Origin of the sequence: Paenibacillus sp. VCA1 (assembly GCF_031583795.1) — a bacterium.
In the GTDB taxonomy this organism is placed as follows: domain Bacteria; phylum Bacillota; class Bacilli; order Paenibacillales; family Paenibacillaceae; genus Paenibacillus_AQ; species Paenibacillus_AQ albilobatus.
In genome coordinates this window covers 463,716-489,412 of record NZ_JAVLSX010000005.1, presented here as the reverse complement: position 1 = coordinate 489,412, position 25,697 = coordinate 463,716, and the positions used below count along the sequence as shown (strand labels likewise).

Annotated in this window: 26 protein-coding genes; 4 read left to right on the top strand and 22 right to left on the bottom strand. The window is 51.4% G+C overall.

Going from position 1 to position 25,697, the window contains the following annotated elements; genetic code table 11:
• Window positions 1–167: 167 nt before the first annotated feature.
• Window positions 168–1,166, bottom strand: coding sequence for an oxidoreductase (locus RJP21_RS14195; protein ID WP_310859818.1), 999 nt, complete (start codon window positions 1,164–1,166; stop codon window positions 168–170).
• A 260-nt stretch (window positions 1,167–1,426) separates the two neighbouring features.
• On the opposite strand from RJP21_RS14195, the gene RJP21_RS14190 reads away from it, so the two are divergent.
• Window positions 1,427–1,858, top strand: coding sequence for an Lrp/AsnC family transcriptional regulator (locus RJP21_RS14190; protein WP_310859817.1), 432 nt, complete (start codon window positions 1,427–1,429; stop codon window positions 1,856–1,858).
• Window positions 1,859–1,947: 89 nt separating this feature from the next.
• On the opposite strand, the gene RJP21_RS14185 is transcribed toward RJP21_RS14190, so the two are convergent.
• Window positions 1,948–3,129, bottom strand: coding sequence for a YhgE/Pip domain-containing protein (locus RJP21_RS14185; RefSeq protein WP_310859816.1), 1,182 nt, complete (start codon window positions 3,127–3,129; stop codon window positions 1,948–1,950).
• 64 nt (window positions 3,130–3,193) lie between these two features.
• Window positions 3,194–3,973, bottom strand: a complete 780-nt coding sequence (locus RJP21_RS14180) for a nuclear transport factor 2 family protein (RefSeq protein ID WP_310859815.1) — start codon at window positions 3,971–3,973, stop codon at window positions 3,194–3,196.
• A 285-nt stretch (window positions 3,974–4,258) separates the two neighbouring features.
• On the opposite strand from RJP21_RS14180, the gene RJP21_RS14175 reads away from it, so the two are divergent.
• Window positions 4,259–4,864, top strand: a complete 606-nt coding sequence (locus RJP21_RS14175) for a TetR/AcrR family transcriptional regulator (protein WP_310859814.1) — start codon at window positions 4,259–4,261, stop codon at window positions 4,862–4,864.
• Window positions 4,865–4,960: 96 nt separating this feature from the next.
• On the opposite strand, the gene RJP21_RS14170 is transcribed toward RJP21_RS14175, so the two are convergent.
• The 12 genes from RJP21_RS14170 to RJP21_RS14115 all read right to left on the bottom strand — a co-directional run bounded on the left by RJP21_RS14170 (window position 4,961) and on the right by RJP21_RS14115 (window position 17,067).
• Window positions 4,961–5,833: a sugar phosphate isomerase/epimerase family protein gene (locus RJP21_RS14170; RefSeq protein WP_310859813.1), complete on the bottom strand. Its 873-nt coding sequence runs from the start codon at window positions 5,831–5,833 to the stop codon at window positions 4,961–4,963.
• A gap of 57 nt (window positions 5,834–5,890) precedes the next feature.
• Window positions 5,891–7,174 carry an alpha-L-fucosidase gene (locus tag RJP21_RS14165; protein ID WP_310859812.1) on the bottom strand — a complete coding sequence of 428 codons (1,284 nt, stop codon included), beginning with the start codon at window positions 7,172–7,174 and terminating at the stop codon, window positions 5,891–5,893.
• A gap of 221 nt (window positions 7,175–7,395) precedes the next feature.
• Entirely contained in the window at window positions 7,396–9,075 is a 1,680-nt protein-coding gene (locus RJP21_RS14160) for an ABC transporter substrate-binding protein (RefSeq protein WP_310859811.1), read from the bottom strand.
• A 36-nt stretch (window positions 9,076–9,111) separates the two neighbouring features.
• Window positions 9,112–10,008 (bottom strand): carbohydrate ABC transporter permease, encoded by an 897-nt coding sequence (locus RJP21_RS14155; RefSeq protein ID WP_310859810.1) that lies wholly within the window; start codon window positions 10,006–10,008, stop codon window positions 9,112–9,114.
• A gap of 15 nt (window positions 10,009–10,023) precedes the next feature.
• Window positions 10,024–10,896, bottom strand: coding sequence for an ABC transporter permease (locus RJP21_RS14150; protein WP_310859902.1), 873 nt, complete (start codon window positions 10,894–10,896; stop codon window positions 10,024–10,026).
• A 219-nt stretch (window positions 10,897–11,115) separates the two neighbouring features.
• Window positions 11,116–13,431 (bottom strand): helix-turn-helix domain-containing protein, encoded by a 2,316-nt coding sequence (locus tag RJP21_RS14145; RefSeq protein ID WP_310859809.1) that lies wholly within the window; start codon window positions 13,429–13,431, stop codon window positions 11,116–11,118.
• Between the two features lie 293 nt (window positions 13,432–13,724).
• Entirely contained in the window at window positions 13,725–14,276 is a 552-nt protein-coding gene (locus tag RJP21_RS14140; RefSeq protein WP_310859901.1) for a DUF4269 domain-containing protein, read from the bottom strand.
• 25 nt (window positions 14,277–14,301) lie between these two features.
• Entirely contained in the window at window positions 14,302–14,457 is a 156-nt protein-coding gene (locus RJP21_RS14135; RefSeq protein ID WP_201452066.1) for a hypothetical protein, read from the bottom strand.
• A gap of 31 nt (window positions 14,458–14,488) precedes the next feature.
• Window positions 14,489–15,070 carry a histidine phosphatase family protein gene (locus tag RJP21_RS14130; RefSeq protein ID WP_310859808.1) on the bottom strand — a complete coding sequence of 194 codons (582 nt, stop codon included), beginning with the start codon at window positions 15,068–15,070 and terminating at the stop codon, window positions 14,489–14,491.
• Between the two features lie 12 nt (window positions 15,071–15,082).
• On the bottom strand, window positions 15,083–15,574 hold the full coding sequence (locus RJP21_RS14125) for a GNAT family N-acetyltransferase (protein WP_310859807.1): 492 nt from the start codon (window positions 15,572–15,574) through the stop codon (window positions 15,083–15,085).
• Window positions 15,571–16,521 (bottom strand): aminoglycoside phosphotransferase family protein, encoded by a 951-nt coding sequence (locus RJP21_RS14120; RefSeq protein WP_310859806.1) that lies wholly within the window; start codon window positions 16,519–16,521, stop codon window positions 15,571–15,573. The genes RJP21_RS14125 and RJP21_RS14120 overlap by 4 nt, the downstream gene beginning before the upstream one ends.
• 87 nt (window positions 16,522–16,608) lie before the next feature.
• The gene (locus RJP21_RS14115; protein ID WP_310859805.1) at window positions 16,609–17,067 is read right to left on the bottom strand and encodes a RidA family protein; all 459 of its coding nucleotides are present in this window, start codon (window positions 17,065–17,067) and stop codon (window positions 16,609–16,611) included.
• Between the two features lie 220 nt (window positions 17,068–17,287).
• On the opposite strand from RJP21_RS14115, the gene RJP21_RS14110 reads away from it, so the two are divergent.
• Window positions 17,288–18,787: an ATP-binding protein gene (locus RJP21_RS14110; protein ID WP_397386215.1), complete on the top strand. Its 1,500-nt coding sequence runs from the start codon at window positions 17,288–17,290 to the stop codon at window positions 18,785–18,787.
• Between the two features lie 84 nt (window positions 18,788–18,871).
• On the opposite strand, the gene lepB is transcribed toward RJP21_RS14110, so the two are convergent.
• The 5 genes from lepB to RJP21_RS14085 form a co-directional block, all read right to left on the bottom strand.
• The gene (lepB, locus tag RJP21_RS14105; RefSeq protein ID WP_310859803.1) at window positions 18,872–19,543 is read right to left on the bottom strand and encodes a signal peptidase I; all 672 of its coding nucleotides are present in this window, start codon (window positions 19,541–19,543) and stop codon (window positions 18,872–18,874) included.
• 48 nt (window positions 19,544–19,591) lie between these two features.
• Window positions 19,592–20,164, bottom strand: a complete 573-nt coding sequence (locus RJP21_RS14100) for an NUDIX hydrolase (RefSeq protein ID WP_310859802.1) — start codon at window positions 20,162–20,164, stop codon at window positions 19,592–19,594.
• On the bottom strand, window positions 20,161–20,682 hold the full coding sequence (locus RJP21_RS14095; RefSeq protein ID WP_310859801.1) for a GNAT family N-acetyltransferase: 522 nt from the start codon (window positions 20,680–20,682) through the stop codon (window positions 20,161–20,163). The genes RJP21_RS14100 and RJP21_RS14095 overlap by 4 nt, the downstream gene beginning before the upstream one ends.
• A 211-nt stretch (window positions 20,683–20,893) precedes the next feature.
• On the bottom strand, window positions 20,894–21,403 hold the full coding sequence (locus RJP21_RS14090) for a nucleotidyltransferase domain-containing protein (RefSeq protein WP_310859800.1): 510 nt from the start codon (window positions 21,401–21,403) through the stop codon (window positions 20,894–20,896).
• Between the two features lie 324 nt (window positions 21,404–21,727).
• Window positions 21,728–23,425 carry an MFS transporter gene (locus tag RJP21_RS14085; protein ID WP_310859799.1) on the bottom strand — a complete coding sequence of 566 codons (1,698 nt, stop codon included), beginning with the start codon at window positions 23,423–23,425 and terminating at the stop codon, window positions 21,728–21,730.
• Window positions 23,426–23,584: 159 nt separating this feature from the next.
• Between RJP21_RS14085 and RJP21_RS14080 the strand changes: the two genes are divergently transcribed.
• Window positions 23,585–24,211: a TetR/AcrR family transcriptional regulator gene (locus tag RJP21_RS14080; protein WP_310859798.1), complete on the top strand. Its 627-nt coding sequence runs from the start codon at window positions 23,585–23,587 to the stop codon at window positions 24,209–24,211.
• Between the two features lie 60 nt (window positions 24,212–24,271).
• Here RJP21_RS14080 and RJP21_RS14075 read toward each other — a convergent pair whose 3' ends face one another.
• Window positions 24,272–24,613 carry a YrdB family protein gene (locus tag RJP21_RS14075; protein WP_310859797.1) on the bottom strand — a complete coding sequence of 114 codons (342 nt, stop codon included), beginning with the start codon at window positions 24,611–24,613 and terminating at the stop codon, window positions 24,272–24,274.
• A 53-nt stretch (window positions 24,614–24,666) separates the two neighbouring features.
• A complete protein-coding gene (locus RJP21_RS14070) occupies window positions 24,667–25,659 on the bottom strand; it encodes a phosphotransferase enzyme family protein (RefSeq protein ID WP_310859796.1) in 993 nt (330 codons plus the stop codon).
• Window positions 25,660–25,697: the final 38 nt, after the last annotated feature.

The window sequence follows — 25,697 nt, the reverse complement described above, 5'->3', positions numbered from 1 at the left end:
ACTTCTCTAACTCCAACTATATAAAGATTTTGCAAAATTGGATAGAGAAGCTTTTATTCGGCTTACATTTTGATCTCAAGTCATCCGAATGCGGCGCGGTCAAGGACTGCTGAAAGGATTATCGTAAAAAGGGTTCGCGGCGCTCCCGCAAATCAACGTTTAGACGCTTAATGCTGCGAAGCCATCTCCGGCGCCAAAAAGGCATTCCGGATATAATCCGGATCCTGAAGCAGCGGTCTGCCGACCGCGATAAAATCGGCCAGGTTTTCCGACAGGATGAATTCCGCAAGCGACGGGTCATAGATTTTTCCGACGGCGATCACCGGCATGCCCACAAATTGTTTTATAATAGAGGCATACGGTACCTGGTATCCTTCGGGTGTTGCAAGCGGATTGACCGGCAGCAGACCGCCGGAAGACACATCCACTGCATCGACGTAGGCTTCCAGCTGACGAAGCATCTTTCCGACCTCGACGGGAGTCAGTCCTCCTTCGGCAAAATCGGATGCGGATACCCGGACGATGACAGGATAACCTTCCCCTACCTCGGAACGGACGGCTTCAAGGATTTCTTTCAAAAAGCGACTGCGGTTTTCGGGCGATCCGCCGTATTCGTCGGTACGCCGGTTGGACAGCGGGGACAGGAACTGATGCACCAGATGCCCGTGCGCCGCATGCACCTCGATGCCGTCGAACCCGGCTTGCAGGCTTCTTCGGGCCGCCAGGCGGAAATTTTCGACTTCGGCGCGGATGTCCGAGACGCTCATTTGCTCCGGAACGCCGTATTCATCATCGTAGGCGATGGCACTTGGGGCAAGCAGCCGCGATGAGCCGCTTTTCCACGATTTTCTCCCGCCATGCGTCAGCTGAATGAACACCGGCGTATCCTTGGCGTGAACGGCGTCGACGATCATTTTCAAATAGGCGGTATGGTCGTCGGTAAAAATCCCGATGTCATTGTGAAAGAGCCGCCCATTCGGTGAAACGCCAGTTGATTCGATGATCAGCAGCCCCGCCCCGCTTGCCAATTTACCGTAATGCCGTACATGGTAGTCGGTTGCAAAAGCTTCCGGCGTTCCCTGCCACTGCTGCATCGGGGATACGATCAACCGGTTTTTCAACGTCAGTCCTCCTATATTTTTTTCGCTTAATATGGCCTTTTTCATAAAATAAACCCTCCTGATCGATAAACTGTTTGTACTGCTGTTTTTGTAATTACAGTTTATCGAACGGAGGGCCGGCGAACCATACAAAAAGCAAGTTTCCCGTACCGTTTTACTATGGATTTAAAGGGGAATCTCCCGTTATACTTAAAAAATGAAAGCAGCCGTATGTCGCGGTGCGATTCGGAAAATCGCACAAGTTTAAAGCGATAGGATGGAATTATATCCCGAAATATCATTTGCCATAAAAGGAGTATGCTTCTATGGATCAAACCGATTTAAAAATTTTAAATATACTGCAGGACAACGCCCGAATCTCCATTAGCGAACTGGGCCGGATGATCAATATGACCGGTCCGGCCGTGACGGAACGGATACGGAAGCTGGAAGAAAAAGAAGTGATTCGTTCCTATCGAGCCGTCCTGTCTCCCGAAAAGCTGGGCAAAGCCATTACGGCGTTTGTGATCATTCAGGCGAACCGCTGCGACCTGTTCACGGATTTTTGCAGACGGTCGCCGGATGTCACGGAGATCCACCAGATTAGCGGCCAATTCAATTTCCTGATCAAGGTTGTCACCGAATCGATGCAGTCGCTGGAACGATTCCGGCAGGAATGCAGCGAATACGGATTTACGCAGACGATGACCGTGCTTTCGACCCCGTTTGATCCCAAGGGCGTGCCGCTTGACGACTAAAAGGCCGGCTAACCTTACTTTTTCCAAGTCGGAGAGTTCTTCTCCACCAGTATGCCGGGAACGAAACGCCGATAAGCCTTCCTTCATTTTTAACCGTCTGTCGCAGAAGTCGGCACCGCATCTGCCGCTCGACCGGCTTTAAATCCGGAAGCGAGCAGCAGCACTAGAAATCCCCCGGCGATGCCCCACAAGACGGAAGCGTTCGAAGAGGCCGCATCCAGCCCGCCGAAATACATCGCTTCCCGCAACCCTCCTGCCGCGAACCGCAGCGGCGTCCACGAATAGATCCAATCCCGCGTCGCCTGCGACAAAAACTCGGGAACCATGTTCAGCAGCGGTAAGGAGAAAAACATCAGCAGTACGAGCAGCGGCATCGCCGGGAACCCGATCCAATTCAGCAAGGAAGATTGCAGAAAGAAAAACGCCGATCCGGCCAACCACAGGAACAACCAAATTTCTCCCGCGTTCGCCAGCTCCATGCCGTACCACGACGAAGCCATCCATAGGGTGAAACCCGACGCTACGCCGGCGATCACAAGTCCAGCGATCGCTTGCAGCGCGCTGACCGTCCATTTTCCGGAACCCGCCGCGACCGCTTTCCGGCTGGCCAGGAACATGACGACTCCGGTCACCAGGCTGCCGATCCACATGATCTGAATCAATAACCCCGGCGCGTTCCCCGACGCTTGGTTCGCCCCCGGCGGATGCACGACTTCCTCCTGAACGCTCACCGGTGCTATAAAAGCTTTAGCCGTCTCCACCGGAATTTGTACCGTTTGCTGCCCGATCGGCCCAAGCAACTGCTGCGCCAGCTCCCCGCTGATCATGTTCATCGCTTGCCCCAAAACCTGTCTTACGACCGTCGAGGCTTGAGTGTTCATCCCCTCGTTGACGATGATCTTCACCTTAGGGTGAATCGGCGAGGAAGTGGCTAACGAGAGCATTCCGCTGCTCAGATCCGACGGAAGCACTAATGCTCCGTAATATTCGCGTTTATCCAGTCCTTCCCGGGCTTTTTCCTCGGAATCCACGACATGCCAGGCGAAAGGCAGCGCCCGGTTCGACAACATTTGATCCCGGATCTTCTCCCCGACCGCCAACGTTTCTCCATTCGGCAGCCCCGCAGGCCGGTCAAGGACAACAAGGGCCACCGGGAGCTCCTTGGGCTTTGATCCAAGCACCGATCCCATCATCGCCGCCCCGAATACGACCAACGCGACCAGGACGATCGCCACTCCCAGCCACGTCATTTTTTGTTTCAGCATGTTCATGATCCTCTACTCCTCACCGCAATGATATTCTGCGATGGCCTTTCTTGTTTTAGCTGTACAAACTTCAAAATCTGCTGTTCGAATTTTTTCGTTTTTCCGGGGGCAGTATGGCCTCGATGACGTCCCAATGCTCGGCGATCTTTCCAGCCTCGACGCGGAACAAATCGTAGAAAGCGGTAGGTTGACCATCTAATAAACCTTCGCTCACCGCAAGAACAAAATTGCCTTGTCCAATGACCCGATGGAGGCGAGTATATTGAAATTCAATATTTCTCTCCGCCAGTGACTTTAATGCGGCATGAAGACCTGAAAGGCCGTCCGCAATATGCGGACTATGCTGAATGTAGCGGTCCCCATCAAAATAAGTGTTCAGCAGGTCCGGGTTTTTCCCAAATAAAATGTTCTCGACATAGCTTTTGACAAGCGTTTTGTTCGCGTCCGTCTTGTCGATATCCTGAATCGTGACCGGTCCGTCAATCATCGTATGATTGCTTGGGGTCTTCTCCACCATCTCTTGCAAATTGTCCCAATGTTCGACGATCAGTCCATTTTCAAAACGGAAAATATCAATGGCGATCTTGGGGCCGAAAAAATCATATACGGAATGAAGCACCACATAATCACCGTCGACAAAAGCGCGCTTTACGCTTACCTTTGTACCGGCTTCCTTTAAATGACCCAGTGCGCCAAGCATGGCTTCACGACCATCGGACAAGGCCTGGTTGTGCTGGATGTATTTTTCCGGATGAACGTAAGCCGTAATCGCTTCGGGGTTGCCGCTCTCCAAACTTTCCAGCACGGCGATGGCCTTATGGACAAGCTCATTTTGATTGTTTAATGTCATTTGAATATCCTCCTGATATGAATTAAAGTTAAAATTTCCGTTGGCGATAAACAGGTCTAATCTTTGAACAACCCTACGGATTGCAATTTTAATCCCCCCTTTCCATTCGATTTTATAGACATCAAGATAAATAATGAACGTTATGTTGTTTATTTATCTTCTGCTCATTATAATGAAGGTGAATATGACGCTCAATATTCAATATTTTTGTTTATGAAGGATAAAATACAAATTCATATCGCTTTGTCGCTTAACGCATGAAATTTTTTTAGGAGAGCGAAAACAATGAACAAAAAAACCGATTTAAGAGTATTGCGCACGAGACAATCGATTCGAAAAGCGTTTTTTGAGCTTATTCAGGAAAAAGGATATGAAGCGATTACGATCCAGGATATTGCCGATCGGGCCATGATCAATCGAAACACGTTTTATCTTCACCACCAAAATAAACCCGATTTATTGGATACTTGTATGGATGAGTTGTTGAGCGAATTAAAGAAGGCCGTTGTTTTATGTCCGATCCACATGAACCCTTTCAGCATTTCCAGGCTCGAAACCGTGATGCAAGCGATATTGGATCATATTTCAGGCAATATCTCTTTTTATTACGCCATGCTGATCGATGAGAACCGAATCTACCCGTTTCGGGCGAAAATGGAGCATATTATTAGAGATAAACTTAATGAGGGGTGGAATCCCAATCGGGGAAATTCCCCTTTAGCGATATCGAAGGAGTTGCTGCTCGAATACCTCGTATCGTCTTTTATGGGGATTGTCATTTGGTGGGTCAAAAACGATCGGCCGCTTCCGGCGGGCGAAGTTTCCTCGCAGTTTAGCAGCATCGTTACGCACGGGCATTCGAAAGCCGCCGGCATTGCCGTCGAGGAATAAATTAGCGTGAATTGAAGAAACGCGCGTATTTCTTATATCTAAAAAAACGCTGCCGGCGGAAACAACCGCCGGCAGCGCTTTCATCTGAGTTACGGATTATACCTCATCCCAAATGCGTCTTAAATTTTCAAGGCCCAGCTTCGTGCCTTCGCGACACTCCTCCATGCCTTCAAATTCCAGCGTGACGTATCCGTCGTAACCGGACTCCTTGATCATCCGCAGCACCCGCCGCACGTCGACGTCTCCTTGCCCGAAGATCGATCCCCGCAGGTAATTCCCATGGGACGTCCGGAACCAGGCGCCGCCTCCCGGGTTTTGATCGGCCGGACGGATGTAGAAATCCTTGACGTGAATCAGCGAAGCAAACGGCAGGTTGCGTTTCACGCCAACCAGCGGCTGCTCGTCGACGCAGAGGAAATTGCCGATATCGAGCGTCGTTTTGAAGTTCGGACGATCCACGGCCCGAAGCACCCGCTGCACCCGGTCGCTGGCCTGCACGCTGACGCCATGGTTTTCGATCGTCGTCGTGATGCCGTATTGCGCCGCATAATCCGCGATGCGCCGGCAGCCCTCCACGATCTGCGCCAGGTTGTCCTCCAGGTAGTCGATGCCCCATTTTTCAGGCGGGAGCGTGAAGGCGGTCACGTCATGGCGCATATGTTTCATGCCAAGGCGATGCACCGTATCGACATGCCGCTTTATTCTATCAATCTCGCCTTCGAACTCTTCCGGGGTTTCCTGCACGAAATTCGCGGGCATCGAATAATTGGACAAGGCGATGCCTTTTTCGGCCGCCCGCTCGCGGACGGCATCCGCAAGATCCGGCTGGTCCTCGAGGGTGAATCCGTAAGGAACGATTTCCATATGTTCCCCGCCGTGTTCCGCGATCCAGTCGATCACGTCCAGCACGGTCATCTCTCCCGCTTTGATCGCATGAAGCAGGCTATAGGTGCTTACTCCAGGTTTCATTCCGTTCATCCACCCTTTCGGTAAAGATATCAATAGCTCAGAAGACGGTTCAACGGTTTATATTTCCTCCGTCAGTTCAAGCTCAATGACCGTATCGAGCTCATCCGGCAAATCTCCTCCGGTAATGTGGATGAACGCGCCGCTTTCCGTATCCGAATATTGGTCCGCCATCCATGGCGTATGCACATGCAGCTCGCTGCCGTCCGCAAGCAGGCGGGCTTTTTTGATCTTTCCTTTTAAGCCCTGGAAATAGATCGGCCCGATGCCCCGGTCGAACACATGCGCATACAGCTTGTTGCCGCGTTGGGTGTAGCGGCCCCACTCCGGTTTCGGCAGCTTGGCGATGCCGCAGCCGTAGATGCTGTCGCCGTTGCGGCGCAGCCACTCGCCGACCGTATCCAAAATTTCAAGCGATTCCTTCGGGATTTCGCCTTTGGCATCCGGGCCGACGTTCAGAAGCAGGTTGCCGTTTTTGCTGACGCATTCGACGAGCGCACGGATAACCTGGCGCGGGGATTTGTAATTCCGGTCGGTCGCATGGTATCCCCAATGGTCGTTCAGCGTAATGCACGCTTCCCACGGAATCGGCTCGCCGGCCGAATTGACGATGCCCTGCGGCGGAATGATCTGCTCCGGCGAGAAGAAATCCCCGGCGTACACTTCAGGCTCCGACGCCATGATGTTGCCGCCGAGCCGGTTATCGATCACGATATCCGGCTGCAAGGAACGGATCATCTGGATAAGCTCGGTCGCGCGCCATTTCTCTCCCGTCATGTCGTCGTAAGAAAAATCGAACCACATGATATCGATTTTGCCGTAGTTGGTCAGCAGCTCCCGCACCTGGCCGTGCATATAGTCGAGGTAACGGTCGAAATCGATCTTTTTGTCCTTGTAAGCTTCGTTGTCGCGCATCGGATGCTGACGGTCGCCATAAGCCGGATAATCGTCATGATACCAATCGATCAAGGAATAATAGAAACCGACCTTCAGCCCCTCTTCACGGAATGCGTCCACATATTCGCGTACGAGGTCCCGCCCCGCCGGCGTATTCGTCGCTTTGTATTCGGTCAGCTGGCTGTCGAACAGGCAAAAACCGTCATGATGTTTCGTGGTCAGCACCGCATATCGCTGTCCGGCGGCTTTGGCCGCTTTGGCCCAGCTCTTCGGATCGTAAAGCACCGGGTTAAACTCTTCGAAATACGGCTGGTATTGCTCGTTGGTGATCCGCTCCTGGCTTCGCACCCATTCCCCTCTGGCTGGAATCGCATACAACCCCCAGTGGATGAAAAGGCCGAAACGGTCGTTCATCAGCGGAAGCGTTCGTTCGAAACGCGGATTCATGTCGTATTACCTCCGTTTGTTATATAAGTTGAACCAATATTTTGTGCGGATGAAGGCAGCCGGGTGAAATGTTCTTTCGATCGCTGTTGCTCCCAGATTTCTTTGATTTAACTCATTCATGGTCGAAATCCGCTCACAAAGGCGAACGCTTCGCTTCTTCAGAATCATTTCCCCCTTTTGCCTATTCCTTGTCACGTTTCTTTAGTTCAACTTATATAGGTTTATTTTTTGTTCTTTTCGTCGTAAGCCGTCTGGTAAATTTCCAGGTAGCGCTTCAGGTTCATCGCGTCAAGCTGGCTGACATAGCTGTCCCAATCCGAATCCAGGCTGGCATCGCCGATGACGAAGCGGGCGATCATTTCATCCACGTAGTCATTGATCGTTTTCGCCAAATCGGCGATCTCGGACGCCTGTTCGTTCGTCAGGAACAGCGGCGGCACCGTGCTGACATCCTTCGGCTGATACGGCTCATATTTATTCTTCGTCTCGTTGTATAGAATTACCTCTAAATCGTCGTCACCTTTTGCGACGGCCGACAAACGAAAATCGTTCGTACGCAGCGCCGGGCCCGTTTGCGCCCAGTTTACGTTTTGCACCGTACCGTAGGACTTGAGCTCCGACCATACCGCCGGCTTGCCGTTGATGCCGATCTCGCCTTCCTTGGCGTCGCGCCATTCCTGATCCGGACGTCCGTACACGCTGCGCAGCGTCATCTCTTTCTCGTACAGCCCGTCGGCCCAGCGAAGCGCCAGCTCCGGATTTTTGGCTTTTTTGGTGATGATGAATGCGCCCGGCGTCAAAGCCGTCGTGTCGACGGCGGCATACTGCACGCCTCCCGGTCCTTTTAACGGCGGAACCGCTTTGTATTCCTTCCAGCGTCCGCTGTCTCCCATAAGCTGCGTGAATACGCCTTCATGTCCGCCCGTGGATGCCCCCAAGATGACCGTACCCGGATTCTCCCCCTGTTGAATCAGCTGGTTTTCGTCCTGGGTGAAGGATTCCGGAGCAATGAGCCCTTCCTTGTACAGCTTGTTCAGGTACCGCAAACCCTCGCGCCATTCCGGCTTGTTGAAGGCCACGTCCAGTTTGCCGTCCTTTATGAACATATGCTTGCTGCTTGATCCATACACCGGATTATAAATAAAAGAGTTCATCAGGAACGCGTCGATGGTCGAACGCCATGATTTTTGCGTAATGGACAGCGGGATTTCGTCCTTTTTCCCGTTGCCGTTCGGGTCTTTTTCCTTGAACGCCTTCAGCACGTTATAGAGGTCGTCGGTCGTTTTTGGCATTTCAAGCCCCAGTTTTTTCAGCCACGGCTCGTAAATCCACATTTTTTGGCTCATGGAGCAGTGGTAGCAGTCATTGACTTCAGGCAGCGCGTATATGTTGCCGTCGGTCGCCGTAATCGTCTCTTTGATTTCCGGGTTATCCGCGAACATTTTTTTCGTTTGGACGCCCTGCTTCTCGATCAAATCGTTTAATGGAACAAAAGCGCCTTGGGAGCCGTAGATCATCTGCTGGGTCGGCGAGACGTTCAGGCCCATGATCACGTCGGGGTAATCCTCGCTTGCCAGCACCAGGTTAAGCTTCTCCTGCATGCTTTGCTCCGGAACGACCTCCCATTCGATATGGACGTTCGTCTTTTCCTCATACCATTTGGTAAACTCGTTGGTCTCGAAATTTTCCACCAGCGGGTTGCCGCGCACCATGATTTTGAGCGTCGTTTTTTCTTTGACGAGCGGGTAGGTCCCCGGCGGCGTCAGCTCCACAGTATCTGCAGCGGGCTGGTTGCTTCCCTTCGTATCCGCGCTCCCCTCTTTCGCGCCTCCGGAGCAGCCTGCGAGCAGCATACCGGCAGCGATGAGAAGCCCCATGATTTTGTTCAGCTTTTTATACATAACACCCCTCCATCGATTTCAAAGTTGGCTTTGCGTCTATCCTTTTAATGAACCGATCATGACGCCTTTGACGAAAAACTTCTGCACGAACGGGTACACCACCAGAAGCGGCACGGATGTGACGACGATCAGCGAATATTTGAGCAGCTCCCGGAGTCCCTGGCGCGCAGCGGCCGTTTTGGCGTCCCCGAGCATGTCGATATTGATCTCGTTTTGGACGAGAATGTCGCGAAGGATCAACTGCAGCGGATACAATTCCGCCCTTTTGAGGAAAATCATCGCGTTAAAATACTGGTTCCAATGCCCCACGGCATAAAACAAAGCGATCACCGCCAGAATCGGCCCCGATAGCGGCAGCACGATCCGGAGCAAAAAACGAAAGTCCGAACAGCCGTCCAGCTGGGAGGCCTCCAGCAATTCGCCGGGTATCGTCGTCTGGAAATAGGTGCGCATGATGATGACGTTCCATACGGAAAGCGCCCCCGGAATCAACATGGACCAGACGGTGTCGATCATGCCCAAATCTTTGACAAGCAGGTATGTCGGGATCAGCCCCCCGCTGAACATCATCGTAAACACGAACAGCAGCATGAACAGATTCCGTCCGCGAAAATCGCCCCTGGACAGCGGATAGGCCGCCAAAACCGTGAATAACAAATTGATGCCCGTTCCGGCCACCGTATAAAAAATGGTGTTCATGAAACTGCGCACGACCATCGTGTTTTTGAACACGGCCCGGTACCCGTCCAGCGTCGGTTCGACCGGCCACAACCACACGCGTCCCGACAAAACGGCGCTGCTCGAGCTGAATGAAGCGCTTACAACATACACAAGCGGGTACAGCACGATTAGCATGACAAGCGTCAACACGCAATAATTCACGATCGTAAACAGACGGTCAGCGCCGGCTTCTTTTATTTTCATTGCATGCATAGTTCCGCCGCCTTTCTACCATAAGCTTTCCTGCTTCAATTGCTTCGCCGTCTGATTGACGATGATCAGCAGGATGAATCCGATCACCGCTTTAAACAGGCCGATGGCCGTCGCATAAGAGAAATTCATCGCCTGCGAGACAAGCCCCACCTTATAGACGTATGTGTCGATCACTTCCGAGGTGCGCAGATTGAGCGGGTTTTGCATGAGCAAAATTTTCTCGAAGCCCGTCTCCAGCATTTGTCCCGTGTTCAAAATGAGCAAAATGACCGCGATCGGGAGAATGCCGGGCAAATCGATATGACGCATCCGCTGAACCTTGGTCGCGCCGTCCATGACGGCCGCTTCATGCAGCGCCGGGTCGATGCCGGACAGCGCCGCCAAATAAATGATGCAGGCAAACCCCGTGTTTTGCCATACATGCGACCAAACGTAAATCGATTTGAACCACGACGCCTGCGCCATAAAATGGTACGGACCGAGCCCGAACCAACCGAGCAGCGTATTGATGAGCCCCGTCCGCGGATCGAGGAACTGCAGCAGAAGGCCCACCAGAACGACCAACGATATAAAATACGGCGCGTACGTGATCATTTGGACCGACTTTTTGAAGCGTTCGTTTTTGACGTAATTGAGACCGAGCGCCAGTATGATCGGGAACGGAAAACTTGCGAGCAGCGCATAAAAGCTGACCACGAGCGTGTTCCGCAGCAGCCTCCAAAATTCATGCGAGTGGAAAAAACGCTCAAACTGCGCGAATCCGACCCACGGGCTGCCGGCGATGCCTTTGGTCACGTTAAAATCCTTAAATGCAATTTGCGCTCCGTACATCGGCACGTATTTAAATACGATGATGTAAATCAGCGGCAACGCAAACAAAGCGTACAGCTGCCATTTGCGTGCGATGTCTTTCCAAAGATTCAGCTTGGTCACCCCCTTCGTTTTGGATGGAAAATCCGGCCGGTGACCACAGCTTAATTGAAAGCGCTTAAGTCCGTAAATCTGCATGTTTTGGCGGTTATTCCGTGCTTTAGAAAAGGCATTATTCCGTTTTTCGGAAGTATTCTTTTATTAAGAAAAGTCCGCTGCCGGCCGCCGTTTCTTCCATTATGCCTCGCGCGGCTGATGTACCTTCCGGTATTCGGTCGCGCTGACGCCGTTCGCCCGTTTAAAGGCCCGGCTGAACGAATTGAGCGACAAATAACCGGTCCGGACCGCGATGTCGCTGACGGGAAGGGCGCTGCCGATGAGCAGCCGTTTGGCCTCTTCCATGCGGACATGCTCCAAATAATCGGAAAAGTTCATTCCGGTCTGCTCCTTGAAAAAATAAGAAACGTACGCTTCCGAATTCCGGGCTTCCTTGGCGAGCATAGCCAGGCTTATGTCCGGGTCCGAAAAATGGTTGTCGATATACGACATCAGCTTGCTTGTCAGCGAATCGTTATGGCTGCGTTTCCGTTCCTCATGCTTGCGGCACAGCTGCATCAATGCTTGAAAAAGCTTGTGCACCGCTTCGTCCGGCGGCAATTCGGAATCGGATACCTCCAGCACCACCTTCATCTCTTCGGACAGCATGTCCTCGCTTGCCGGTGAAAGCTCGCAGCATTTCATCAGCGTTCCGCACAGCTCCTGGGCCAGCAGCTTTTGGGCGACGACCGGAAGCGGACGTCCGCCGTCGTTTTCCTCCCGGATTTGCGCGATCAGCCGGGCCGTTTCCGGCTTGTTGCCTGACCTCACGAGCTGGATCAGCCGCTGTTCCACGTCGGACGGGTAAAAATAGACGGGCGGCGGCACCTCGGCTTCGTCGTAAAACAGCACCGGCTGGCGTTCGCTCCAAGCCGCATGCACGAGAAGAAATTCCGCTTCGCCGTAGGAACGGTACACCTCCGTCAATCTCGTTTGGCAGGTGCCGACGGCGATCCAAAGCCCCGAATGGCTGGCCTGCTTCCAATGATCGCCTAATTGCGAGATCTGCCGTTGAAGGCCATTCATAAAAGCATCCGGCGCAGCCCCTTCCCCGTGAAAAAGCAAAGCCAGCTTGTTTTCCCCCAAATCATGAACCTGTGCGAGCGCCTGCTGATCCGCTCCGATCGTTCCGATCCTATCGCGGACGTTCAGCTTCACGATGTCCAGCTCCGTCAGCATTTCCTCGTTGTACGGGGCATGGTAACCCCGGATTTGAATGGCCGCCGCAGCAAAATAATGCCCCTTTAGCTCTATCCGGGCATGCTCCATAGCCGCTTCAACCTCATCCATTGATGTAAAGCCGCCTTGCAGCAGCCGCTCGAAAAACACGTTGCGCAGCATCGGCACCTGCGCCTCCAGCCTGCTGCTCAGTTCGCCATGGCTTTCCACCAGTGCGGAAACGGAGCTGCGGATGTCGTCCATCACGTTGCCAAGCGGGCGTTTTTTGCTGCCCGCGGGCTTCAGCGGCAGCAGCTGGAGCATTTTAAACACGGGCCTGCTGCTCCGGTATGCCAGCAATGCGGCAAATACGAGCCCTGCGCCCATCGCCAGCATGAACACGGTCAACGTCAGCTCTTTGATATAATTGGCCTTTGCCAGCACGACCGCCTCCGGCTGCGCGGATACATAGGTCCAGCCGTTATACCGGGAAGTGGTTTGGGTAATCAGCATCTTTTTCCCGTTCCAGCGAAATTGCGAAAAACCCTCCTTGACAGGAAGCGCTTTCATGTTTGCGGTTGTCGGGTCCATGCCCACGTAACTGATCAGGTTTCCGTTTTGGTCCGCGACATAAGCAAAACCTCCCTGCTCGGAATCGATATGGCGCAGCATCTCTTGGATTTGCTTGTTGTCGATCAACACCGAAATGACGCCTCCGCCGTCTTTGGCCCCGAAGGACTGCATGTAACTGACGACCGAATACGGTTTTCCTTCATATAGAACCGGCATGCCGGGCTGATAGGTTTTATAATAATAGCGGCTGAACAGCTCTTTGTACCACTGCTCATAGGACTTGCCCTCGTACCGAAGCTGCAGGCCGTAAAACTGACTGCCGTTATACACTTTGCGGGGCGAAATGAACATGCCGCTGTTTTTATAAGCGATAAAATAATCGACGATAAAATGGTTGGTCATCCGGTAATCGAACAAGCTTTTTTCAAGGTCCCATAATCGAAACGGATTCGTTTGCTCGAACGGGGCTTTGACGAATTGAAAGGACTGGATTTTGGATTCGCTGGCCATCTGCTGCGCGATCGTCTCCACTTCGGCAAAACGCCCGTCCAGCGCTTCGCGGATTTGTCCGAGCGCCGCCGTATTGCTTTTCATCGTTTCCGTTTCCAAGAGCGACGACGTTTTATGATAGGCAAACCACCCGGATAGCAAAGCCCCGAGCAATATGAGCACATACGGCACGAAAAACCGAAGCACCAACGTCGCGCGTTCACTTGAAGCATTCACACATCATCCCACCTTTGTCTCTGTTTATCATGTCGTTCCGGCCGCAAGCGGGGCCATTGTACTTAACGATTATAAGATGCCGCAGGCTATTTGAAAACGTATACAATGGAGGATTTGAAAAAAATCCAAGGAGCGACATTCAAACAGCAATATTAAGAGCGAAACGGTTTCGTTCGTCTATATTTAGTTCGTCTATATATTGTACCCGGGAGCGGCCGGAATCCAATTTTGCATAATCCTGAACGAAAAAAAAAGAAGCCGACCGGGCTGAAAGTTTCCCGGCACAGCTTCCCCTATGCGTTCTCAAATCCTTTATGTACAAGAAACCGCTCTAACTCTGCTTCGCTCCAATCATGCATGTCAAGCAGCGCCGCATACGGATCCCCCCTAAGACCAAGCAGCTTGGCAAATGCCGGCTCCGTTTTGACGCCGCTCCGTTTTAATGACCTGACGTGTTCACGGAAGTCCGGACCAAGCCGCTCCAGAATCCGCTGTTCAACGACCATGTGCTTGTAGGCGTTTTGCTGCGTTACCGGGCGGTTTTGGGCAAATATCTCGACGGGCCAAGATTCGAACCTAAAATTGCACACGACGACGATGCTCCCATGCAGCCGCTCCCGTTCTAACGCAAACCGTTCCAGCGTGCCGTATGCCGTGATCAACGTCCGCTCCAGCGGTTCCGGTTCCCGCATCTCGCAGATAATATCCAAATCGCTGCCTTCGACATCGATATCGATCGGAAACGTTCCGGCGAGTACCGGGCCGTAGGCGGCCAGCTTTTCGAAAATGCCGAGCCGGCCGAGCGCCTCGAAGGCTTCCCGCTGCTTGGCATTCCCTGTTTTCAGGTATGAAACGTCCGTAAAAGATTGACTACTCCGGGTATCGATGTTGATCCTCCTTTTCCGCCTTCCGCTGCCGATCCCGATCCAGCGCTTCCCGGGCGTAATCCCGCTTGGGGAGCTTATGATTGATATTCAGCAAAACCGCCAGATTGCAGATCAGCAGCAAAACGATCAAGATGCTCATTGGAAGTCCTCCTTATGCCGGACGCGTGCGGTCAATCCGCCCAGCATCTTGTCACTTCCGTCAGTTTAAGATCTTCAAACACCAGTTTATACACATCCGGCATCGATGTCGATCTCCAAAAGGCAAAGCCGTATTTGGAATCAAAAAAGTTCAAAATCAGCGTCATGATATCCCCATGCGTACCGATTGCGAGTTTCTTGCCCGGATACAGCCGAAGAAGCTGTATGAAAGCTTCCGCGCCTCTGCGCTGCGCTTCTTCGTTGGATTCCCCTCCGGGGTAGGCATGCCGGAAATCGTCGTACAGCCGCTTTTTGAAATCGACGAACCGCTCGCCGGGAATGTGGATATCATCCGACGCAAGCGCGCGTTCCCTTAGCCCATCGATGACGGCGATTTCTTTTCCTGCCGCCCGGGCGGCAGGCTCCAGCGTTTGGATCGCGCGCACGTAGGGGCTCGAAAAAAACGCATCGATCTCTTCCCGCTGCAGCAGCTCTTTTACTTTTAACGCATCCGACCTGCCTTTTTCGGAAATCCCTCTTGTTTTTTCCTCGCCCGGCACGTATTGCGACTCCGCATGCCTGACCATATAAACGACCGTTTGAATGGATCTCACCCCCGTAAAATATCATGACCTGCCCGAATCGAACACTTGGATCGGACCTTCCCAGCCGTCTTCCCTGATTTCATCGTACCGTCCGCCGGTATACCTTTCGATAACTTTCCGCCAGAATCGCTGCGCAGGCACGTTTGTCTCCATTTCGGCAACCTTCCATTTCCCGGGCAAACGGTCGAACACGTCGAACGCCCCCTGTTGCCCTGCGCCTGAACGACGGTATTTTTTCAAAACAAAAAATTCGGCCATTTCGTACACGGGAACGCCTTCCTGCATGCCGGTCCGCCGTACCAGCGCAAAACCCGCCAGCTTGCCGCCAACCCGGAACAAATAAGGAAACCTCCCTTCTTCGGTCCAGTAATGGTCCAGATACTTATACTCATATAAGCCGTTTTCGTTCAGATCATCCTCCGGGTCGAATTCGCTGAAATCGTATTTGTACAGCTCCAGCAAGTTCCGGAGCGTCGATTTGTCGGCATACGCCGCTTCATGAACCGTAATCACGTGGATGCCTTCTTTCTTGTGTGGTTTGTGTACCAAGCGGGAATCAACGTTTCAAAATTGCGATGTTCCTCCAAGACGCGGCCGATTCTGGCCAACATATCATTTAATCCATCCGGGTGGGCCTTCAGCGTCCAGGCAACCGAACCCACCAGGTTCATCGCCAAATACAGGGAATAAAGCCGCCAAAATTCGGCATCCGGCTCCCGGCCCTGATGGTACCCATGGATTTGGCCGACGGCAAACGCAGTGCTGATGTCCGCGGAGAAAAAACCGATTTTCAAAAAATCATGGATCGGATCTCCCCAATCGCAGCGGTTAAAATCAATGACGCCCGATAAATGCCCATCCTTGACGACCAGGTTTGCCAAATGAAAATCGTCATGCTGAAACCGGTTCGGCCGGTCCGTCATCGCGTCCAGATGTTCTTCGATAAAAGCAAGCAATCGGGCGTCTCCCGGAAACCGTATGCCGCAGCCCCAATATTGCTCCTTATTCCGTTCGTGTTTTTTCCTTTGCCGCTCATGCCACGATCCAACCGAATCCGGCGCCTCATATCGGTGGATTTTGAGCAGTTCCGCTCCGGCCTCCAAGCCGATTTCATATTGGGTTTCCTCCGGATAGGAGCAAACGACGTCCGCCCCTTCATCCCCGTCAATATACGTAAATACGATGTATCCCAAATTTGCTTCTTCCCAGCGCCCCAGCTCCAAAGCCCTTGAACAAAGAACGTTCTCCTGCCGCATTCGCTCCAGCGCTTTGTATTCCATTTCCTTGCGCGGATATTGATGAAGATCGAAAACCCGTAGCAGGAAACGCTCATGTCCTTTCGTTACGACATATTTTCGATCTTCGGAAAAACCTTTGGCAATGAGTCTCGGTTCGCCGCAGCCTGCAAGCAGCGGGATCCGTTCGACTCGCGCACGAAGCTCTACCGTCTCGTCTACCAAGTTAGCCCCCCCCTTTTTTTCGATCATATTAAAACAAGACTTTCGGTCTTCCGGCTGCCGTTTGTTTCGATAAACCTTTTTTTGTCTCTATTCCTCGACTTCAAAGATCGAGTCGATAATGATCGGTAAATGATCCCGTACCGACACCGCTCCGAAGACGGAGCGCGCATGTTTCCCTAAATCGCCAAACACGTCCATCATCAGGTCCGAACAGCCGTTCAGCACGAGATGATGCTCCGCGAAATGAGGCTCCGCGTTGACGAAACCTAGTATTTTCACCACCCGCTTCACCTTATCCAGCGTTCCAAGCGCCGACTGGACGACGGCCAGAATTTCCAGCCCCGTGCTCCGGGCGAACCGGTAACCTTCCTCGGTGGAAAAATCGCTCCCCAGCTTTCCTTTCGGGTTCCCGGACGGGCCTTTTCCCGAAACGAACAAAAGCCCGTTGAGCAGGATAAAATTGACGTATTTGGCCGCCGGCTGGCCTGCCTCCGGAAGAACGATGCCAAGCGAAGCAAGCCTCGACTCCATGCTTTCAAAAGCCATCTCTTTTCACTCCGTTTCAGGAAAGATAGATGTCTTGTTGAATTCGACAATTAGCGAGAAAACCCTTTGATATACAGGTGAAAATGGATCTCCACCATGCTTTTTGCGTATGATTCGCTGCGATAAAGGAACTAATTTAACCCGTTATTTTCAGCATTTTTTTCAATTCCGAACAAGTTTTGAATCTTCCATTGAAGACCGTCCCGGTCATGCTTATAATATGGATACAATCCGACAAAAAATTGGAAAAAAAGAGAGGAGTTTTGTAGTGCTACGTGATCATGTCTGGAATTATGATCCCATCTTTCAGCACGCTGCGCTTGGAATGGCTCTCATATCGCTCCATGGAACTTTCATCATGATTAATCCCGCATTATGCGACCTTTTGGGACATCCACAGCACGAAATCGATTCCACCGCTCCCCTGGACCATATATACAAGGATCTTTTGTCAGATATTCAACGGTTCGGCGAATCGCTTCCAAACGAACGAATGACTTCAGGCAAATTCGAATGCAGGCTCAATCACCTCTCCGGCCGGGAGCTTGCGGTCATCGTCCATGTATCGCTCATCCGTAACGAACCTTTGCCCCACTACCTGGTTCAGTTCGAAAACCGCACCTCGCTGCTGGAAATCGAAACAAAACTACATTCCACGGAACTCGCACTGATTGATATACAAAACTCTTACCACGAACTGCTGGAGAAAATGCCGCTTGCCGTTTTGATTACCAAAAAAGGGGTCATCCAATACGCCAATCCCGCCGCGCTTCAACTGGTCCATGCCAAAGATCGAAGCGAAGCTGTCGGCTTATCGACCAATACGATCGTTGATGCATCTTATCACATGGCGCTCGAAGAACGCCGGAGAGTATATGATGTAAGGAAAGCGCTGAATCCCATTATTTATATGATCAACTGCATGGATGGACGTCAAAAATATGTCGAAGGTTTTACCCTTATTATCACCTACGAAGGGGAACATGCCGCCGTCGGCGTATTTAAGGATATTACGGATCAAAAACAACGTGAAGAGCATATGATGCAGTCCGAAAAATTGACGATGGCCGGTCAGCTGGCCGCGGGAATCGCGCATGAAATCCGGAATCCGCTGACGTCGATCAACGGCTTCATGAAGCTGATGAGATCCTCCAAACGCAGCTCCGAAACCTATTTTGAGATCATCGAGTCGGAGCTGAAGCGGATCGAGCTGATCGTGAATGAACTGCTCGTTTTATCCAAACCTCAAGGAAACCATGTCAACAAAGCAATCAACGTCCTGCCTGTTTTGGATCAGGTCATCACGCTCATGAATGTTCAAGCGGCATTAAAAAATATCGAAATTACGTTTGAAAGTCCCGATGTTTCGCAGTGGGTCGTCGGGGAAACCAATCAGCTCAAACAGGTGTTCATCAACCTGCTCAAAAACGGCATGGACGCCATGGACGCCAGCGGAACCATTCGCGTGTCCGTCGATTCCACGGAGCAAGAAGTGCTCATCCGCGTGCAGGACGAAGGCAGCGGCATGACGCCGGAGCAGGTTCAGAAGCTTGGACAGCCTTTTTTTACGACAAAGGAAACGGGAACGGGACTTGGCTTTATGATCACGCAGAACATTATACATAACCACGGCGGCTCCATTCAGATCGAAAGCGAACCCGGACAAGGAACGGCTTTTACGGTCAAGCTGCCAAAAACGATGAAACCGGAACATACATAGCTTCGAACCGATGTGGATAAGCAGCCCTTGTTTTATAAGGACTGCTTATTCGCCTTATCGAAGGGCATGCGAAGGACAAGAGCGTTATTTTGCCGGTGGAGGAGCCGGATATCCCAGTACCTTCCCTTGGATCGAATCGATCGGTAAAGGGCCGAAATTCCGGCTGTCGAAGCTTCGGAACCAATCGTCGCCAATCACGAATACATGCCCATCCGGAACGCGCAAGGCGTCCAGCTGATTCGATTCCAGATCCTTAATCGCATGTTCGAGATTTTGCCGCATGCGATCATCCGGCTTCTGTTCCAGCCCTTTCTTCAACCCTTCAATATCGGATCCGGTCCGGTGGGCCTTCCCGTAAAACGAATCGAGCCTGCGGCGATCGACGTAAATTTGCCCTTTTTTAATTTCTATCGTTTCTCCCGGCAAGGCCACAATCCTTGAAATGCTCATTTTTTCAAGGGTAATCCTCGGGTATTTTTTATGGTCGAAGTCCGGATTTTGAAAGTATATGATTTCTCCCCTCTGGAGTGGGTGACGTTCGTAATAATTCGGATCGATGACGGTCCTTCCCTCGAAATCATGGTCGCCGCGGTCCATGTTATCATAACGATGATCATAGATGATAAATCCGTCCTTCATATCGACCGCGGGAATATCGGGAACGGTGGCTTCGTCCTTGAGGGGCGGGCCTTCCTTGTCGTTGCATCCAACGAGCAGCAGCATGAACAGCAAGGAACAATGTATCGTTTTCTTCATAGAATCACCCCGCACGCAAATTCCGGTCAAACGCCTCTCAAAGCGGTACTAGGTCGCATTTTCTTTGATAAATGAGCAGGAAAGCTCCTTCTTCCTGTTCATTAAAAACGCCGCAAGCTCTGCCGGGTCGGTGACCCATTCAATGTCCGGCTCGATCGGAACGGATTCATGTTGCAGCAGTTCGCCGTTTTGATACACGCAGATATGCTCGTAGCAGCGGTCATCGTACAAAATTTTTTCGATGCTTTTTGGAATATTGTAAGCCACGCCGCGGTTTTCCGGATGCAATATCCATGCGAGCTCCTTCCAGTCCAAAATCCCTTCTTCCGTGCCGATCGGGGTCGGGTAGCTCGTCTCCTCGGACAATTCTGCAGCATAGACATACATGCCGCCTACCTTTTTGTCATCCACGACCCATGTCACCAAACCTTTGAAATCGAGCCGTACGGGCACAAGTCCCGTCTCTTCCCGCATTTCCCTCAACATCGACTCCCTCGGGGTTTCGCCGGGCTCTACTTTGCCTCCGATGCCGTTCCATGCCCCCATCCAGCTCGGCTTGTTCCGGTTCAGCAGCAGCACCCGGTCTTCCTGCCTAATGAAACAGATATTGTAAGCGATCATAAAAACACCTCGGGATACACGAGTTCTCCCTTGATCCGGCCGAGCGCGCCCTCCTGTAGCTCACAAACCATAAAGACGTCATCGGGAACGTCGAACTGTTTTAATTCGAGGCCGTAGGGGCGAGCCGGCTTAAACCCGAATTTCGGATAATACGCCGGATGGCCGATTAACAGCACAAGCTCATACCCCAGCTTCCGGCAGCGGTCCACGCCTTCCTGGATCAAAAGCCCGCCGATTCCTTGTTTCTGATGTTTCGGGTCGACGGCGAGCGGGGCAAGCGCAATCACGCCGGTCTGTTGGTCCCCGTTAACAACCTTCGCCTTGCTTAACAAAATATGGCCGACGATCTCACCGTTTTGCTCGGCCACGAGCGACAGTTCGGGGATAAACCCTTCGGACTGCCTGATTCTTTTCACTAATTCGGATTCGTCTTCGCGGTTGCCGAAAGCTTGAAACAACACCTTCTCGACTTGCTTGGCATCCGCTTGCGTTTCCGTTCGAACGGTTACGGTTGGCATCGCTGTGTTTCTCCTTCTCTTTTTGCGCGCTATAGTTTCAGAAAATGGGTGGCATTGCTGGCCTTTAGGTAGATTTGCGATCGGGATGATTCGGATTTGAGAAACTGCCATGCGGCACCTCTTTCTTGAATGCTTCCGCTTGCATCGGTCATCGATGTCAGAAATAAAACGGCCCGGCCTGGATCCATCTCCCTCCGACCGGGTCACGTTGTCACTTCATGCTGCCAATCAACTCGCGCAACACCTTTTTGCTTTCCTCATCTTTCGGGCGCGGCATTCTGCCGATCTCCCGATACACTTCTTTTTCTTCGAGAAGCTGACGGGGGTTAAGGACGCGTGCCGAGATGCCGTAAAGGCTGAGCGTCTCGGTCTGCAGAGCATCCGTCCTCCATACCCATTCGGGGAGTCCGTTCAAGATGATTTGGCCGTCCTCCGTATAGGTCACGTAACAAACTTGGATATCGGTTTCATTTTTTCGAAAATCCGTCTGTCTCCCGCTGATCGGAAACCTTTCATAACCGGCATCGGCAAGCTTCTGCTCCAGCAGATCCCGGCATTCGACGAAATCCACAAGATCAAGATCCTCATGGGGACGCGTAACGCTGCCGAGCAAAAAATCGATGGCCCAACCTCCGCGAAGCCAAAACGGCCGGTCCAAAGCACAAAATATGGCGGCGATTTCGCGCAAAATTTCCAGCTGGGCTTTCGATTTTTCGTCCATCTTCCGGTTTGGATCAACATCCGAACCTTTATGTTCATGTTTTATCGGCAGGAAGACCGCCCCCTTTCATACATCAGTATTTTGCAAAATTCGATTCCGGCAGTTCCCGGGTACAATATATAGACGAACTAAATATAGACGAACGAAACCGTTTCGCTCAATATATTGCTGATTGAAAGTCGTGCCTTGGATTTTCGCAAATTCCTTACATAACATTATACTTGGATTACACTGGGTGATAAAGACACTTTCACAAGATGCTTCCATGCGGGTCACTGTTCAAGTATGCTACCTGAACCTCCAAACGGGAACGCGGTGATGAAATTAAGCCAAATCCGTCCGATAACCGGCGGATGTGTTCTGAATTTTTCTCTTCCTGCGCTTATCGCTCATCCATGCAAAAATAATCCCCGGCAGAGACATGAAACTCGCGTAAATGAATGTTTGGCCGAACCCTTTGACGGAAGCATTTTTCAGCTCCGCATCCACACCTGAGAGCAGCACCTTTATTTCCTCCGTTTGACTTTCGCGCGCTGAGACAAATGCCTTTTGCTGCTCCGGCCCCAGTGTGGCTGCAGCCGTCTCCAAATCCTTTATGATCTTTGCGGCCAGCATTTCCTCTTGAATCCCGCTACCGGATCCATTCCTCAATTGGCTCCCTTGTTCGTTGATCACGCCAACAAGAACCTCTTTGACAAATGGCATCAGCAGCACATCGCCCTTCACCCGCTCCAGAACACGGGTCTGGGCGGTCTGCATTTCTCCGCTGAGGTTTTGCTGCAGCAAGGTGACGATAATGGCCACTCCTAATACGCTGCCGATCGACTTCGCCATATTGATGATTCCTGACGCAATGCCAACCTTCTCTTGAGGCACGTGGCGTATACCGGCCGACATTACAGGCGCCATCGTCATGCCAACGCCGATTCCGGCTATGAATAAGCGAAGAATAATATCGGCAAGCGGGGAATCCGCATGTAGAAAACTCATGGAATAGAGGGAACCGCATATCGTCAAGGCCCCGACCGCTCCAAACCAGCGGCTGCCGCATTTATTCGACAATCCTCCCGAAACCGCCGAACTGACAATGGATCCTGCAGCTACGGTGGATAACACCAGCCCTGCCTTAAGCTCCGTCATTCCCATGACCCGGGTTAGGAAAAAAGAGGTCAGTAATGCCAGATTGGATAATGCCGCTCCAACGATAAACAACGCCAGCGAAGTTCCGTTAAACGCTTTAATCTTCAGGAGCGCCAAAGGGAGCATCGGCTCTTTCACGCGCTGCTGCACAAAAAAGAATAATACGATACATAACAATCCAGCACCGATCAACGCATAAAATTCACCCGAATCCCAACCAAAATCATTGGCCTTAATAAATGCATAGGTAATCAATAGCATGCCTGCGGTAATCGACAACATGCCGCCGTAATCCACCGATTTTCCTGCGGATTCATCCCGGGATTCTTGAATAAACAGCAGGATCAACACCATGCTGAGCACTCCGAGCGGAACATTCACATAAAAAATCCACTGCCAATTCAATTTCTCCGTAATCACTCCCCCGAGCGAAGGCCCGCTGGCAGCGGCAAGCCCGGCGATCGCTCCCCATAAACCGATGATGATGCCGTGTTTTTCCTTGGGGAAGGACGTCGTGGTTAGCGGAATGGTGACCGGTACAATAATCGCGCCTGCCAGTCCTTGAATGGTTCTGAACAGGATCAGCATGCCAAGCGATGTTGATAATCCGGCAAACAGGGAGGACAACGTAAACAATGCAACTCCCAATAAAAAAACTTTCTTCCGCCCGAATTGATCGGCAAGCCGCGATGCCGTAAGAATCAACGCTGCAAACGCCAGATTGTACCCGTTCATGATCCAAGAGATTTCCGAAACCGTGCCGGCGAAATGCCGCATCATCTCCGGAAGGGCGATATTCACGATCGTCGTATCCAGCAGCGCCATAAAATAACCCAGCAAAATGGCCGTAAAGGCCATCATTCCTTTTACTCGTCCGTTCATCTTTCACGCTCCTCAACAAAATGTGAACCTAAATTCATGTTTTGAGTATATGAACTCTAGTTCATATTTGTCAACACAAAACATGAAATAAAGTTCAACTTTCGTTGACAGCCCATTTGTTCTCCTCTACAATCGTTATTATGAAGGGGGCAAATTGAAGTGACAGAGACCGAAAATGAGACGACCAAAATCCGAATACCGCGGCAGGAGCGGGGCATCAAAACGAAGGAAGCCATTTTGCAGGCTGCCATGAAGCTCTTTTCCGAAAAAGGCTACCATGGAACCAATACCAAGGAAATTGCCGCCGCGGCAGGCGTATCCACCGGGAGCTTTTATTCGTATTACAAGGATAAACGTGCCGTATTCCTGGATTCACTCTCCATCTACTTCAACACGCTTCTGGAACGGATCGAAGCATATCTTGCCGGAATCAATTTCAGTACCATGAACAAGCACGAGATGATTCGCGAGGTCATCGACAGCCTGATTTACTCCCATCAAGTCTTTACCGGGTTTCACAAAGAACTGCAGGTGATGTATCATTCCGATCCGGAAGTTCAGTTACTTATGGACGAGCAGTTCGACCTGGGCCGCCGTAAAACGCTGGAATATCTTCTGATGAACTCTGAGGAATTAAAGGTAGATCACGTCGAGGCAGCGTCCATCGTTATGTTTGAAGCCATCAACAGCGTTGTCGACATGCTCGTGTTCTCACCGCAAAAAGTCGACGACGATCTTATAAAAAACGAACTTGCGAAAATGCTCGTCAATTATTTATATCATTGAACATTCCCCTAAATAGAAAACGCAGCCTTTAAGGCCGCGTTTTCTTTCAGCATTTTGGATTCAAAACTCCTGCATGTTCCATTTCAAAACAATAAAGCGGTTGATGACCGCAAATGCGGCAAAAATGACCGCAAATACAGTAAAACCCGATTGGATGAGACAAAATACCGCCGCCGCAAACAAAACCGCCTCCATGATAAGCACCGCAAACAGCGGAACACGGCCCGAGGCTTTTGGTGAAATAAACAGCCCCCATACGATCGCTGCCCCGACAGGCAGTCCAAGGCCGACCACAAACTGCAGGAAGAAGCTCCCCTTCAAATGGAATCCCCAATAACCTAAAGAAAAAAGGAGGATAAGCTCTAACACAAACCGTACGATGAGAGTGACCGCTTTGAACATGGATAACCGCCTCTTTTCGATTAAGATGAAATCCGCTCCCTCGACAGTACCCGTCAAAAAAGATCGCTAACGATCGGAATCCCTTCCTCCAGACGTCTGCGGCTTTCACGCAAATATGCGGCCGTCCAGTCATCCAATTTCGTCATGTCGAAGCTGCGATGCATGCCGACGTAAACGATAAACTCACGCAGCCGTAGAAACCGTTCCATTTGCTTGAGCGATGCAAGGCCCAGCGAATGATGCTTTTCATAACCTTGTAAAAAGAACCTCATAAATCTTCGTGCCTGCTCATGCCGCTCAGGTGTGGAATCGTCCAGCACAACGTAAATCATATAAAACAGCTGGATCGCAATGTCCTCCACAAACCAGCTGTATTGGCATTCGTCGAAATCAAAAAGGGTGATTCGGCCGCCGTCCACGAAAAAGTTTCCGACGTTGATGTCGCCGTGGATCAGACCGTAATGCTCCCCTTGCTCCAAGTCTTGCATTTCCTTCATTAACCGCTCGATGTTTGCCCAAACTTTGTGCTGATCCGCAGGTATGTATTTTCGCGCATGCTTGATATAGTAGTTTTCATTCCAATGATGCCGTCTCGCAAGCCTGCCCACCGGTTCATACGTTTGGGATAAAGCATGGATCCGTCCCGTCAATTCGCCGCATGCTTCAGTGAGGAGATCGTTGTTCATGCACTCGGGATAAAATATCTTTTTTCCCGGCGCTTTTTCGAAAGAAGAAACAATAAAACAGGAATCCTTCAGTTGGAGCACTTCAAGCATGCGGCCATGCACGGAAGCGACCGGTTTGCTTACAGAGACGCCACTGCCGGAAAGATAATCAATCCAGTCCAATTCGGCCTGAACTTGATGAATCTCGTGATGGGAGCTGTGGGTGAACCTGAGAATATATGAAGTTCCGCTTCGCTCATATTCGTATATAAAGTTTTGGAATCCGCCAATATATTTCACTTCCCCCAGAGCCGCATCGAAAAACGATGCACCGTCCGTTAGCAGTCGATCGTTCATCAGCGCCTTTAGTTCCTTTTCCACTCTTTTCAGCTCCTGTCGGTTGCCATGGGTCAGCTTGT

Bases quoted from the DNA above. Each gene is read 5' to 3' on its own strand.
- RJP21_RS14195 (WP_310859818.1), bottom strand. From the start codon at position 1,166: ATGAAAAAGGCCATATTAAGCGAAAAAAATATAGGAGGACTGACGTTG.
- RJP21_RS14190 (WP_310859817.1), top strand. From the start codon at position 1,427: ATGGATCAAACCGATTTAAAAATTTTAAATATACTGCAGGACAACGCC.
- RJP21_RS14185 (WP_310859816.1), bottom strand. From the start codon at position 3,129: ATGAACATGCTGAAACAAAAAATGACGTGGCTGGGAGTGGCGATCGTC.
- RJP21_RS14180 (WP_310859815.1), bottom strand. From the start codon at position 3,973: ATGACATTAAACAATCAAAATGAGCTTGTCCATAAGGCCATCGCCGTG.
- RJP21_RS14175 (WP_310859814.1), top strand. From the start codon at position 4,259: ATGAACAAAAAAACCGATTTAAGAGTATTGCGCACGAGACAATCGATT.
- RJP21_RS14170 (WP_310859813.1), bottom strand. From the start codon at position 5,833: ATGAAACCTGGAGTAAGCACCTATAGCCTGCTTCATGCGATCAAAGCG.
- RJP21_RS14165 (WP_310859812.1), bottom strand. From the start codon at position 7,174: ATGAATCCGCGTTTCGAACGAACGCTTCCGCTGATGAACGACCGTTTC.
- RJP21_RS14160 (WP_310859811.1), bottom strand. From the start codon at position 9,075: ATGTATAAAAAGCTGAACAAAATCATGGGGCTTCTCATCGCTGCCGGT.
- RJP21_RS14155 (WP_310859810.1), bottom strand. From the start codon at position 10,008: ATGCATGCAATGAAAATAAAAGAAGCCGGCGCTGACCGTCTGTTTACG.
- RJP21_RS14135 (WP_201452066.1), bottom strand. From the start codon at position 14,457: ATGAGCATCTTGATCGTTTTGCTGCTGATCTGCAATCTGGCGGTTTTG.
- RJP21_RS14115 (WP_310859805.1), bottom strand. From the start codon at position 17,067: ATGGCTTTTGAAAGCATGGAGTCGAGGCTTGCTTCGCTTGGCATCGTT.
- RJP21_RS14110 (WP_397386215.1), top strand. From the start codon at position 17,288: ATGGATACAATCCGACAAAAAATTGGAAAAAAAGAGAGGAGTTTTGTA.
- lepB (WP_310859803.1), bottom strand. From the start codon at position 19,543: ATGAAGAAAACGATACATTGTTCCTTGCTGTTCATGCTGCTGCTCGTT.
- RJP21_RS14100 (WP_310859802.1), bottom strand. From the start codon at position 20,164: ATGATCGCTTACAATATCTGTTTCATTAGGCAGGAAGACCGGGTGCTG.
- RJP21_RS14095 (WP_310859801.1), bottom strand. From the start codon at position 20,682: ATGCCAACCGTAACCGTTCGAACGGAAACGCAAGCGGATGCCAAGCAA.
- RJP21_RS14090 (WP_310859800.1), bottom strand. From the start codon at position 21,403: ATGGACGAAAAATCGAAAGCCCAGCTGGAAATTTTGCGCGAAATCGCC.
- RJP21_RS14085 (WP_310859799.1), bottom strand. From the start codon at position 23,425: ATGAACGGACGAGTAAAAGGAATGATGGCCTTTACGGCCATTTTGCTG.
- RJP21_RS14075 (WP_310859797.1), bottom strand. From the start codon at position 24,613: ATGTTCAAAGCGGTCACTCTCATCGTACGGTTTGTGTTAGAGCTTATC.